The following is a 10,846-nucleotide window of genomic DNA, read 5'->3' as shown; positions in this document are numbered from 1 at the left end:
TCCATCAGGTTTGGTGGCGATAGCGAAGAGGTCACACCCGTTCCCATACCGAACACGGAAGTTAAGCTCTTCAGCGCCGATGGTAGTTGGGGGTCTCCCCCTGTGAGAGTAGGACGCCGCCAAGCTTGTCATATTTATATCATCGCGGGGTGGAGCAGTTCGGTAGCTCGTCGGGCTCATAACCCGAAGGTCGCAGGTTCAAATCCTGCCCCCGCAACCAAAATGGTCCGGTAGTTCAGTTGGTTAGAATGCCTGCCTGTCACGCAGGAGGTCGCGGGTTCGAGTCCCGTCCGGACCGCCATTTTTATGACTTGTAAACGAAAACGTATAGTTTCGTTTTTTTTTATGTCTTTTTCTTTTCGTACGTATCCAAGATGCAATGAATTGGTTTGTGTTTGGCTACACGTTATGTGAAAAGAAAAAGATAGATCACTTCAACCCAGCCTGGTTTTTTCATACCAGGCTTTCTTTATATCATTTTTAATTGGAATTGAAACTCATATTGGCTTACACTAATACTAATTATGTCTGACATCGTGTCTACTCAATCAATTGATTGCATGAAGGGGCTGCTTTTTATGGATGAATTTGATCTTATTCGCCGAATTACACCAAAAGAAACACATCAGCGTTCTTTGGTTATGGGCATCGGTGATGATGCAAGTGTTTATCAACCTCATTCACATTGTGAAGAGGTCGTTTGTGTTGATACAATGGTGGAGTATGTTCATTTTCGCTTTGATTTTTCCACACCTTTTGATATTGGCTTTAAAGCACTAGCGGTCAATGTCAGTGATATCGCCGCAATGGGAGGAACCCCAAAGTATTATCTTGTATCGATTGCGATCCCCCCTCATGGTGATGAGACGATCGTCTCAGCTCTTTACGAGGGAATGAAAGCATTGGCTGACACCTATCATATGGATTTAATTGGTGGAGATACGGTCGCCACTCGCAGTGACTTTGTCATTACAGTGACGGTCATTGGCGAGGTTCCCAAGGGAACAGCTTGTTATCGTCACAGTGCTCAGACAGGAGACGTCGTCTTTGTCACAGGTGAGCTTGGTTCATCAGCTGCTGGCTTATCACTTTTAATGAACGAAGTAACCCCTACCAAGGCAGTCGACAAAGCCTTTTTTCTTGATCGTCATAAAAAGCCTCAGCCTCACATTGCTGCTGGACATATTTGCTCAAGCTTCCCACGGGTCACCTTGAATGATGTGAGTGATGGATTAGCGAGTGAGCTGAATGAGATAGCCGAAGCGAGTCATGTGACGATAGAGATAGAAGCAAACAAGCTCCCCACACATCCAGATTTACCAGTGCTGCGTAAAGACTGGCTGGAATGGGTGTTATTTGGCGGGGAAGACTTTGTATTAACTGGTACGATTCCAGAGGCTGATTGGGAAAGCTTTGAAATGCAATGTAGAAAAGAAGACATTCAAGTCAAACGCATTGGACAAGTCAAAGGTGATCAATCAGCAAGCGTTATATTAAAAGACAATAAACAGCAAACAATGTTAATGAAAAAAGGATATAATCATTTTAAGAAATGAGGTGACATAACTGTGAAATTAACATGGACGACAAAAGGTGCGGATGAGACGAAACGAATTGCCGCTGCTTTGGCCAAACTTGTGATGCCAGGCGATGTTTTGACATTAGAAGGGGATTTAGGTGCAGGCAAAACTACTTTTTCAAAAGGTTTTGCAGAAGGCTTAGGGATTACCCGTATCGTCAACAGCCCTACCTTTACGATTATTAAAGAATATACCGATGGCAGACTGCCACTTTATCATATGGACGTGTACCGCATGGAAGATGCGGAAGAAGATATTGGGCTCGAAGAATATTTTGAGGGCGAAGGTGTATGCTTGGTTGAGTGGGCACATCTCATTGGACCTCAATTGCCTTCCACCTATTTGAAAATAGAAATGCTGAGAACAGAACGTGAAGAAGAACGTCATCTCACGTTTAGTGCAAAAGGGGAACGCTATAAGACCCTTTGTAAGGAGATGAAAGAATTTGACCATACTGGCAATTGATACGTCTAACCATACACTAGGAATTGCCCTTGTAAAAGATTCCACAGTGATTGGTGAGAGCATCACGTATTTAAAAAAGAACCATTCCGTCCGAGCGATGCCGACTGTTGAGGCATTAATGAAAGAATGTGGTGTAGCGCCAAGTGAACTAAGTAAAATCGTTGTAGCGAAAGGACCTGGTTCCTACACTGGTGTCCGAATTGGTGTGACCATTGCAAAAACACTCGCGTGGACGCTGTCTATCCCGATATCGGCTGTTTCAAGTTTAGAAACACTTGCGGCAAATGGTCAATACTTTGATGGATGGATCTCGCCACTATTTGATGCGAGAAGAGGACAAGTTTATACTGGGCTATATACGTTTGAAGAAGGAAAAATCAAAGAGATCAAACCAGACCAAAATATCTTGCTCACGGATTGGCTTCATGAGCTGAAGCAGACAGGAAAGCCTGTCCTTTTTCTTGGGCAGGATGTGCATCTTCATGAAGAGAGCATTTGCTCCATTTTAGGAGAAACTGCTGTGATAGCAGAGGGAGCTTTTCATAACCCAAGACCTTCAATGCTTGCGTTTTTAGGGACAGATCGTCCTGCTGAAGATGTTCATCAGCTTGTTCCTAACTATATTCGTTTGGCAGAAGCGGAAGTGAAATGGCTTGAAGGACAAAAATAATCTCAACATAACAGAGATTCGAAAAATGACGGTAGCGGACATTCCAGAGGTGTATACGATTGAAGTGCATTCATTTACTGCACCTTGGAAAAAAGAATCATTTGTCTATGAGATTCTCCATAACCAGTACAGCCATTATTTCCTCATTGAAGAAGATAAACAGCCTGTTGGGTATTGCGGGGTCTGGATCGTCATGGACGATGCACAAATTACGAACATTGCGATTCTCCCTGAGCATAGAGGAAAGGGCTACGGGGAAGCATTGCTGCGATATGTCATGGAATTTTGCAAAGAAAAAAAGACAGATCATCTTTCTTTAGAGGTGCGGGTTTCGAATACACCTGCACAATCCCTTTATGAAAAGCTTGGTTTCAGACCAGCTTCTATTCGAAAGAATTATTATACGGATAATGGGGAAGATGCATTGGTCATGTGGGTGAATATAAATGAGTGAACAAACAGATCGATTCATATTAGGTATAGAGACAAGCTGTGATGAAACAGCTGCATCCATTGTAAAAAATGGGAAAGAAATTGTGGCGAATGTTGTGGCCTCGCAAATAGAAAGTCATAAACGATTTGGCGGTGTTGTACCAGAAATCGCTTCAAGACATCACGTGGAACAAGTTACCATCGTATTGGAAGAAGTGATGACACAGGCCAATATGAGCTTTCAGGATTTAGATGCCATTGCTGTCACAGAAGGACCGGGCTTAGTCGGTGCCCTTCTGATCGGTGTCAACGCAGCCAAGGCACTAAGCTTTGCTCATCAGATTCCTCTTGTTGGTGTACATCATATTGCTGGGCATATTTATGCAAACCAGCTTGTAGATGAATTACAGTTTCCATGTTTGGCTCTTGTTGTCTCTGGTGGACATACTGAACTTGTGCTAATGAAGGAGCATGGATCTTTTGAGGTCATCGGAGAAACATTAGATGATGCGGCTGGAGAAGCCTACGATAAAGTGGCTCGAACGATGGGTCTCCCGTATCCAGGTGGACCTCATATTGATCGGTTAGCACATGAAGGAGAGCCAACGATTAAACTTCCTCGTGCATGGCTTGAAGAAGGTTCCTATCACTTTAGCTTTAGTGGATTAAAATCAGCTGTAATTAACACATTACACAATGCATCTCAAAAGGGAGAAACAATTGCTCCAGAGAATTTGGCAGCAAGTTTTCAAGCAAGCGTCATTGAGGTGCTTGTTGGGAAAACATTAAAAGCGGCTGAAGCCTATGGCGTAAAGCAGGTTGTCCTAGCTGGTGGAGTCGCTGCCAATAAAGGACTGAGAGAAGCTTTGACGACAGCATTCACAAAGCTACCTGACGTGAAGGTCATTATTCCGCCGTTATCTCTTTGCACAGACAATGCAGCCATGATCGCTGCTGCTGGAACCATTGCGTTTGAAAAGGGAATAAGAGGCGATATGGCGATGAATGGCCAGCCGGGCTTACCGCTTGTCTCATATGAATGAAAACTCCTGTGGATACACAGGTTTTTTTCATTTTCAATGAAAGCGATTTATTCACATGTAAACGTTATATATCCACAATTATTTGAAAATTTTGTTTTAAAATGAAGAGAATGTGTATAAAAAAGAAATTTTGTGTGGATATGTGATTAAAAACCTGTGGATAAAGTGGATAAGTCCAAAATTTTTAAGAATAACAAAGAGGTTTTTGTGGATATTAATGTGGATAATAAATTTTCACTGAAAGAAAAAAGAGCACCCATTTGGGCACTCTTTAAGATTCGGATAGCTCTTCCCACTCCGCGAAAAGTGATTCAAGCTCTTGATTAAGCGTATCATTTTCTGTTTGAATGTCTTGGACCTTCTCATGATTTTGGAAAATAGCAGGATCACATAGAAGCTCTTCATTTTCACCAAGTTTCTCTTCAATGACAGCAATCCGCTTTTCAATTTCCTCGATTCTGCGCTGCTTTTGTCTTTCTTTCTTTTTCAGTTCTTTTTCTTCCGCATAAGAAAGCTTTGCTGTTTCTACTGGCTTTGCTGCTTGTTTTTTAAGCGGTTCATTTTCTTGAAGCGCCTCAAGCTCTAATTGTTCATTTTTCTTTTCAAGGTAGTAGTCATAGTCACCAAGGTATTCTTTTGTTTCCACTCGCGACAGCTCGAATACTTTCGTTGCTAGTCGATTAATAAAATAACGGTCATGCGAGACAAATAAGATGGTTCCTGGATAATCGATCAGCGCATTCTCTAAAATTTCCTTACTATCTAAGTCCAAATGGTTCGTAGGCTCATCAAGTATTAGGAAATTGGCTTTTTGGAGCATCAGCTTTGCCAGGGCAAGCCGGGCTTTTTCTCCACCGCTTAATGCATGAACGGGCTTTAAGACGTCATCACCAGAAAAAAGGAAATTCCCTAAACATGTCCGAATTTCTTTTTCATTCATATGAGGATAGTCATCCCAAAGCTCATTGAGCACTTTTTTGGAGGATGTCAGTTTGGCTTGTTCTTGGTCATAGTAGCCGATCGTGACATGAGATCCAAAGGTGATGTCGCCTTTTACAGGCGTTAATGTGTTCGTTAACGTTTTTAAAAGGGTTGATTTCCCGATCCCGTTAGGACCAATGAGTGCCACGCTATCCTCACGTTTGATCTGAAAAGAAAGGGAGGATAGGAGCGGTGTTTTTTCATCATAACGAATGTCGAGATCATGTACCTTCAGCACATCATTGCCGCTTTGTCTCGTAATATCAAAATGAAAGTTTGCGGATTTTTCATCACCTAATGGCTTATCTAAACGATCCATCCGTTCCAGCTGCTTGCGTCTGCTCTGAGCGCGCTTTGTGGTTGAGGCTCTTGCCAGGTTGCGATCTACGAAGTCTTGGAGCTTTGAGATTTCTCCTTGTTGCTTTTCGTAGAGCTTCATATCACGCTCTAGCTGCTCAGCTTTCAGTTCAAGATACTTACTATAGTTGCCTGCGAACTTTTTCATGGCAGTTCTTGAGACTTCATACACATGGTTCACCACTTTGTCTAAGAAGTAGCGGTCATGGGACACGATCAGAATGGCGCCTGTATAATTTTGCAAATATTGCTCCAGCCATGATAAGGTATCAATATCTAAATGGTTGGTCGGCTCGTCCAGAATTAAGAGTTCTGGTTTCATTAATAAGAGCTTTCCAAGCGCTAGACGGGTTTTCTGGCCGCCGCTTAAGGATTGAACGGTTGTCTCATCTTCAAAGTGACTAAAGCCCAGCCCATGAAGAATGGAGCGGACATCTGCTTCGTATTGATAGCCGCCTTGATCTTTAAATTCCTGCTGCAGTCTGTCATAGGTTTTCATGAGGGAATCCAGCTCAGAACCTGTAGAGGAAGCCATTTTCTCCTCAATGATTCTCATCTCTTGTTCCATCCCTTTTAAATGATCAAAAACCGATAATAATTCGTCTTTTAACGTACGTGTAGATGTCACATCGGTATGCTGTGCTAAATAGCCGATCGATAGGTCTTTCGGTTTGATGATCTCACCTTGCTCGTAAGACAATTGACCGGCAATGATTTTCAAAAGCGTGGATTTGCCTGCGCCGTTACGACCTACAATGGCAATCCGATCCCTTGCTTTGACTTCTAATTTTATATTCGTTAAAACGGTATCAGCACCAAACGATTTGGACAGCTGATTCACTTGTAGAATCATCATGTAACTTCACCTCTGCTATAATATGTTAAGTGTAGCTTATCAGCAGTAAACCGGCAAATGTTACATACAATCGCCATATTCAAATGAAAGACAGATAGGAAAAAATAGTGTATCATTTGAGTGAGGGAGCGTTGAAAGATGAGTCAATTTAGCCACTTTAACGAACAGGGAAGAGCAAAGATGGTCGACATTAGTGACAAATCGTCTACAGTGAGAACCGCCGTTGCTGCTTCAAGCGTTCGTATGATAAAAGAAGTGTTTCATAAAATACAACAACGTGAAATTGGAAAAGGGGATGTGCTGTCTGTTGCACAGGTTGCTGGCATCATGGCAGCAAAGCAAACATCTACCATCATTCCAATGTGTCATCCGCTTGCACTAAAAGGCGTGGATATCTCCTTTGATTGGGAGGAAGACGGAAATGCGTACATTCTGAACATACAAGTACAGGTGAAAACAAAAGGAAGTACGGGTGTGGAGATGGAAGCGCTCACTTCTGCTTCAGTATGTGCACTGACCGTTTACGACATGTGCAAAGCGATTGATAAAGGCATGATCATCGGTCCTACCTATTTAATTGAAAAGACAGGCGGGAAAAACGGTGATTTTCACAGAGCATCTGATATTTAAGTTGGAGGACCTTATATGAATATAGATCAGTCAAAAATTCCACAAGCGACAGCCAAACGTTTGCCGCTATATTACCGTTTTTTAAAAAATCTGCATGCATCAGGAAAACAAAGGGTGTCATCGGCAGAGCTTAGTGATGCAGTCAAAGTGGATTCTGCCACCATTCGCCGAGATTTTTCGTACTTTGGTGCACTTGGGAAGAAAGGGTATGGCTATAATGTCGATTACCTCTTGACCTTCTTCAGAAAGACACTTGACCAAGATGAAATGACCAATGTCATGCTCATCGGTGTCGGGAATTTAGGGACTGCTTTTTTACACTATAATTTCATCAAAAATAATAATACAAAAATTTCAATGGCTTTTGACGTCAATGCGAGTAAAATAGGAAGTGAGATAGGCGGCGTGCCTGTCTATGATTTGGATAAGCTTGAAGAGCATGTTCAAGAGGTAGGAGATATTCCTGTTGCTATTTTGACAGTACCTGCCGTAGCAGCTCAATCCATTACAGATCGTTTGATTGCCCTTGGCATCAAAGGAATCCTTAACTTTACGCCGGCTCGATTGAATGTGCCGGAACACATTCGAATTCATCATATAGATTTGGCGGTTGAACTTCAGTCTCTTGTGTATTTCTTAAAGCATTACTCTGTTACACAGGAGGATTGACGAAAAGGAGTAAAGGGGGTGGAGCAAATGGGTCCGATTGGTCCTGGAAGTTTGGTTCTGATTGCGATTGTTGCGCTCATTATTTTTGGGCCGAAAAAGCTTCCTCAATTAGGAAGAGCAGCAGGAGATACATTACGTGAATTTAAAAATGCCACAAAAGGTTTAGCTGATGATCAGGAAGAAAATAAGAAAAAAGAAGATCAGTAGAATAGGATGAGCTTCATGAATGTCAAAGATATGCCGCTTATGGAGCATATTGTGGAACTGCGAAAACGTTTAGTGATCATTGCGATGTTTTTTGTTGCCTTTATGGTGGCAGGTTTTTTTCTCGCTAAGCCGGTCATTGTGTATTTACAAAATACGGATGAAGCGGCGACACTGACGCTGAACGCGTTTAAGCTCACAGATCCTCTGTACGTGTTTATGCAGTTCGCATTTGTCATTGCTTTGGTTTTGACGTGTCCCGTGATTTTATATCAGCTATGGGCATTTGTGAGTCCTGGCTTATATGATAAAGAAAGAAAGGTGACACTTGCTTACATTCCGATTGCACTGCTTTTATTTTTGAGCGGTGTGGCTTTCTCTTATTTTATTTTGTTTCCCTTTGTCGTCGATTTTCTGATGCGGATGTCGAATGATTTAAATGTAGAGCAAGTGATTGGGATTCATGAGTATTTTACATTTCTGATGCAGTTAACACTTCCATTTGGCTTTTTGTTTCAGATGCCCGTTGTGTTGATGTTTCTCACAAGACTTGGCATCATCACACCGATGTTTTTATCAAAAATACGGAAGTATGCCTATTTTGTCCTCCTTGTCATTGCCGCACTGATTACACCGCCAGAGATCGTTTCTCACCTCATGGTTACCTTGCCGATGCTCGTTTTGTACGAAGTGAGTATTGTCATTTCGAGAGTGACCTATCGCAAAATGCAGCAAACAGAGACAGAGGAGAAAGAAAATTATGATGTCTCATAAAAAAGCATCGTGATCCAAATAAGGGTCACGATGCTTTTTCTATTGTGAAAGGAATTGATTGATCGCTTGAAATAGATGTTGATAATAGGCAGGCTCATGCGGGACAAAATCTTGTACACAGACTACTCTGTTTTCCTCACGTTGTTCTTCGGCTTCATCCACTTCAAAGCCCTCCAGATGAATATTTTCACATTTTCTCATGAAAAGCTGCTGTGCATCCATTAGCTTTGCTCTGTAAAGTCCAGCGACTTCTTCTTTTTGTAATTGAACGTTCATCTGCTCTTCTTGATGGACGTAAAGATATACATGGCAAAATTCACGATCAATGAATTCGGGTAGATGGATTTCATCCTGTATAACACCTGCAAAGGTCAGGTTCTCAAAAGGCATAGAAAGACCAAGCTCTTCTTCTACCTCTCTCACACCGTCAGAAGGCAGTTCATTTGCAAGAAGGTGGCCTGCTGCTGTGATATCAAACAGAGCAGGAAAATCTTTTTTTGCGGGGCTTCTTAGCTGAAAATAGAGATACACGGTGTCATGTTCCTTTTTGAGAAGCCAGAAATGAAAGGTTTCATGCCAAAGGCCTTGGGCGTGGACATCTGAACGGGGTGCAACTCCAATCGCTTCATGCTGCTCATTTAAGATGTTCAGTTTTTCTTGTTCCATGAAAACTTGTCCTCCATAAAAAAACCATTTTCCAGAGATTAGAAAATGGTTTTTGATTTATTTTTGCTGCTGTTTTTTGAGTTTGACAGAGAAGGCAAACATTTTAAACGCGATATTGATATTATAGGCCGCAAACACCATCAGCAAAATGCTGTAAAATGACCACATGTCACCTGGATTTTGAATGGCCATATAGGTGAAAGCAACACCTACGGCAAAATAAATGACGCCCCATACGACAGGGTTTCTCATGAGAAAAAGCCTCCAATAATCATTTGCATTGTTTGAGATTGTTCTTCAATCATTTTTCTTACTGGCTCAATCTGCACAAGAATGACGAGCGAGTTCATCAGCATATGTGCACCGATTGGAACGATGATACGTTTTGTTTTCGCATATAAAAAGGCAAATGTAAAGCCCATTGCGGTATAGAGAAAGAAGTGGTCAAAATCAGAGTGTGCAGCAGCGAAAAATACTGAACTAACAAGTGCCGCAATAAAAAAATTCGACCTTTCATAAATTACACCAAAAACGATTTTTCGGAAAATAATCTCCTCAAGTATCGGTCCAATTAGTGCAATAATAACAACCAGAAAAGGAAAAGCATCCATAATAGATAAGATATTTTGCGTGTTTTCTGACTCACGTCCAATGCCAAATGCATATTGTTCAATCGCTCCTGCAATCGATTGTGCAAAGAGGGAAAGAAAGAAACCGCCAATGATCCAGGCGATAGCTAAACCGACTGAAACCGGTGCTTCATTTCGAAGTGAAGCTTTTGGTACAGTCCGAAGAATGAGCAGAATAATGATTAATCCGATACAGAAGCTGATGATTGTCCATGTTCCTGACAATTTAGAGAGCTCTGCTTGTGTCATCGGTGTTTGAATGAATCCTAACCATTTCATAATGATCACATAAGGAATTGCAGAAACCTGTACCAATATATACGTTAAGATGATGTACCAATATTGTTTTTTCAAGTAACGAAAACCCCTTTACTAAAAGAACTAGATTTATTGTAACACAAGTCTTCTTCTTCGATGAAAAGGAAAGAATCTGAGTTGAAAAAAGATCATGAAAGCGTAAAAATTTTTAAAGGTTTTTACTTGAAATTACAGAAGACATTCTTTATTATAATAAATGTGTTAGCACTCACTAGTGATGAGTGCTAAAAAAGACTACATATAAAAATTGAGGAGGTTGTTTCTTATGTTAAAGCCATTAGGCGATCGCGTAATCATTGAACTCGTTGAATCTGAGGAAAAAACCGCTAGCGGTATTGTGTTACCGGATTCTGCAAAAGAAAAACCGCAAGAAGGTAAAATTGTTGCAGCAGGTTCAGGCCGTGTACTTGAAAGTGGTGAGCGCGTTGCGTTAGAAGTAAACACAGGCGACCGCATTATCTTCTCAAAATATGCAGGCACTGAAGTGAAATATGAAGGCAAAGAATATTTAATCCTTCGTGAGAGCGACATTTTAGCTGTTATTGGTTAATCACATAAAAAAACATTGAGAT

The 10,846-nt window shown here is 41.4% G+C and carries 14 protein-coding genes, 2 tRNA genes and 1 rRNA gene; 13 read left to right on the top strand and 4 right to left on the bottom strand.

Going from position 1 to position 10,846, the window contains the following annotated elements; all coding sequences use genetic code 11:
• Positions 1-9 precede the first annotated feature (9 nt).
• The 8 genes from rrf to tsaD all read left to right on the top strand — a co-directional run bounded on the left by rrf (position 10) and on the right by tsaD (position 4,190).
• A 5S ribosomal RNA gene (gene rrf, locus C6Y06_RS16480) occupies positions 10-125 on the top strand.
• Positions 126-143: 18 nt separating this feature from the next.
• Positions 144-220: transfer RNA gene (locus C6Y06_RS16475), tRNA-Met, on the top strand.
• 4 nt (positions 221-224) lie between these two features.
• Positions 225-301: transfer RNA gene (locus tag C6Y06_RS16470), tRNA-Asp, on the top strand.
• Positions 302-578: 277 nt separating this feature from the next.
• Positions 579-1,556, top strand: a complete 978-nt coding sequence (gene thiL / locus C6Y06_RS16465) for a thiamine-phosphate kinase (RefSeq protein ID WP_106037241.1) — start codon at positions 579-581, stop codon at positions 1,554-1,556.
• A 12-nt stretch (positions 1,557-1,568) separates the two neighbouring features.
• Positions 1,569-2,045 (top strand): tRNA (adenosine(37)-N6)-threonylcarbamoyltransferase complex ATPase subunit type 1 TsaE, encoded by a 477-nt coding sequence (tsaE, locus tag C6Y06_RS16460; RefSeq protein ID WP_106031432.1) that lies wholly within the window; start codon positions 1,569-1,571, stop codon positions 2,043-2,045.
• Positions 2,026-2,715 (top strand): tRNA (adenosine(37)-N6)-threonylcarbamoyltransferase complex dimerization subunit type 1 TsaB, encoded by a 690-nt coding sequence (gene tsaB, locus C6Y06_RS16455; protein ID WP_106037240.1) that lies wholly within the window; start codon positions 2,026-2,028, stop codon positions 2,713-2,715. The genes tsaE and tsaB overlap by 20 nt, the downstream gene beginning before the upstream one ends.
• A gap of 25 nt (positions 2,716-2,740) precedes the next feature.
• A complete protein-coding gene (gene rimI / locus C6Y06_RS16450) occupies positions 2,741-3,169 on the top strand; it encodes a ribosomal protein S18-alanine N-acetyltransferase (RefSeq protein ID WP_024424460.1) in 429 nt (142 codons plus the stop codon).
• Positions 3,162-4,190 (top strand): tRNA (adenosine(37)-N6)-threonylcarbamoyltransferase complex transferase subunit TsaD, encoded by a 1,029-nt coding sequence (tsaD, locus tag C6Y06_RS16445; RefSeq protein ID WP_034664904.1) that lies wholly within the window; start codon positions 3,162-3,164, stop codon positions 4,188-4,190. Before rimI ends, tsaD begins: the two co-directional genes overlap by 8 nt.
• A gap of 271 nt (positions 4,191-4,461) precedes the next feature.
• On the opposite strand, the gene C6Y06_RS16440 is transcribed toward tsaD, so the two are convergent.
• Positions 4,462-6,384: an ABC-F family ATP-binding cassette domain-containing protein gene (locus C6Y06_RS16440; RefSeq protein ID WP_106031430.1), complete on the bottom strand. Its 1,923-nt coding sequence runs from the start codon at positions 6,382-6,384 to the stop codon at positions 4,462-4,464.
• A 138-nt stretch (positions 6,385-6,522) separates the two neighbouring features.
• Here C6Y06_RS16440 and moaC point away from each other — a divergent pair, with 138 nt between their 5' ends.
• The 4 genes from moaC to tatC are packed head-to-tail and all read left to right on the top strand — an operon-like array spanning position 6,523 to position 8,661.
• The gene (gene moaC, locus C6Y06_RS16435; protein WP_066031256.1) at positions 6,523-7,014 is read left to right on the top strand and encodes a cyclic pyranopterin monophosphate synthase MoaC; all 492 of its coding nucleotides are present in this window, start codon (positions 6,523-6,525) and stop codon (positions 7,012-7,014) included.
• Between the two features lie 15 nt (positions 7,015-7,029).
• Positions 7,030-7,683, top strand: a complete 654-nt coding sequence (locus tag C6Y06_RS16430; RefSeq protein ID WP_060595648.1) for a redox-sensing transcriptional repressor Rex — start codon at positions 7,030-7,032, stop codon at positions 7,681-7,683.
• A 27-nt stretch (positions 7,684-7,710) separates the two neighbouring features.
• On the top strand, positions 7,711-7,890 hold the full coding sequence (locus C6Y06_RS16425) for a twin-arginine translocase TatA/TatE family subunit (RefSeq protein WP_012009077.1): 180 nt from the start codon (positions 7,711-7,713) through the stop codon (positions 7,888-7,890).
• A 6-nt stretch (positions 7,891-7,896) separates the two neighbouring features.
• The gene (gene tatC / locus C6Y06_RS16420) at positions 7,897-8,661 is read left to right on the top strand and encodes a twin-arginine translocase subunit TatC (RefSeq protein ID WP_223250516.1); all 765 of its coding nucleotides are present in this window, start codon (positions 7,897-7,899) and stop codon (positions 8,659-8,661) included.
• Positions 8,662-8,700: 39 nt separating this feature from the next.
• Here the strand turns inward: tatC and C6Y06_RS16415 are convergent, their stop codons facing one another.
• From C6Y06_RS16415 to C6Y06_RS16405, 3 genes are read right to left on the bottom strand one after another with little or no spacing between them, the layout of a single operon-like run.
• Positions 8,701-9,327: an NUDIX hydrolase gene (locus C6Y06_RS16415; RefSeq protein WP_106037239.1), complete on the bottom strand. Its 627-nt coding sequence runs from the start codon at positions 9,325-9,327 to the stop codon at positions 8,701-8,703.
• A gap of 57 nt (positions 9,328-9,384) precedes the next feature.
• Positions 9,385-9,579: a YdiK family protein gene (locus tag C6Y06_RS16410; protein ID WP_034664886.1), complete on the bottom strand. Its 195-nt coding sequence runs from the start codon at positions 9,577-9,579 to the stop codon at positions 9,385-9,387.
• Complete coding sequence (locus C6Y06_RS16405) at positions 9,576-10,310, bottom strand: CPBP family intramembrane glutamic endopeptidase (protein WP_106037238.1); 735 nt, start codon at positions 10,308-10,310, stop codon at positions 9,576-9,578. Before C6Y06_RS16405 ends, C6Y06_RS16410 begins: the two co-directional genes overlap by 4 nt.
• A gap of 229 nt (positions 10,311-10,539) precedes the next feature.
• Here C6Y06_RS16405 and groES point away from each other — a divergent pair, with 229 nt between their 5' ends.
• A complete protein-coding gene (gene groES, locus C6Y06_RS16400) occupies positions 10,540-10,824 on the top strand; it encodes a co-chaperone GroES (RefSeq protein ID WP_003214120.1) in 285 nt (94 codons plus the stop codon).
• Positions 10,825-10,846: the final 22 nt, after the last annotated feature.

It is taken from the genome of Bacillus sp. MZGC1, assembly GCF_002998605.1.
Lineage (GTDB): Bacteria > Bacillota > Bacilli > Bacillales > Bacillaceae > Bacillus.
This window is presented reverse-complemented; position numbering and strand designations above follow the sequence as displayed.

Coding starts and splice junctions, on each gene's coding strand:
- thiL (WP_106037241.1), top strand. CDS start 579: ATGGATGAATTTGATCTTATTCGCCGAATTACACCAAAAGAAACACAT.
- rimI (WP_024424460.1), top strand. CDS start 2,741: ATGACGGTAGCGGACATTCCAGAGGTGTATACGATTGAAGTGCATTCA.
- tsaD (WP_034664904.1), top strand. CDS start 3,162: ATGAGTGAACAAACAGATCGATTCATATTAGGTATAGAGACAAGCTGT.
- C6Y06_RS16440 (WP_106031430.1), bottom strand. CDS start 6,384: ATGATGATTCTACAAGTGAATCAGCTGTCCAAATCGTTTGGTGCTGAT.
- moaC (WP_066031256.1), top strand. CDS start 6,523: ATGAGTCAATTTAGCCACTTTAACGAACAGGGAAGAGCAAAGATGGTC.
- C6Y06_RS16430 (WP_060595648.1), top strand. CDS start 7,030: ATGAATATAGATCAGTCAAAAATTCCACAAGCGACAGCCAAACGTTTG.
- C6Y06_RS16425 (WP_012009077.1), top strand. CDS start 7,711: ATGGGTCCGATTGGTCCTGGAAGTTTGGTTCTGATTGCGATTGTTGCG.
- tatC (WP_223250516.1), top strand. CDS start 7,897: ATGAGCTTCATGAATGTCAAAGATATGCCGCTTATGGAGCATATTGTG.
- C6Y06_RS16415 (WP_106037239.1), bottom strand. CDS start 9,327: ATGGAACAAGAAAAACTGAACATCTTAAATGAGCAGCATGAAGCGATT.
- C6Y06_RS16410 (WP_034664886.1), bottom strand. CDS start 9,579: ATGAGAAACCCTGTCGTATGGGGCGTCATTTATTTTGCCGTAGGTGTT.
- groES (WP_003214120.1), top strand. CDS start 10,540: ATGTTAAAGCCATTAGGCGATCGCGTAATCATTGAACTCGTTGAATCT.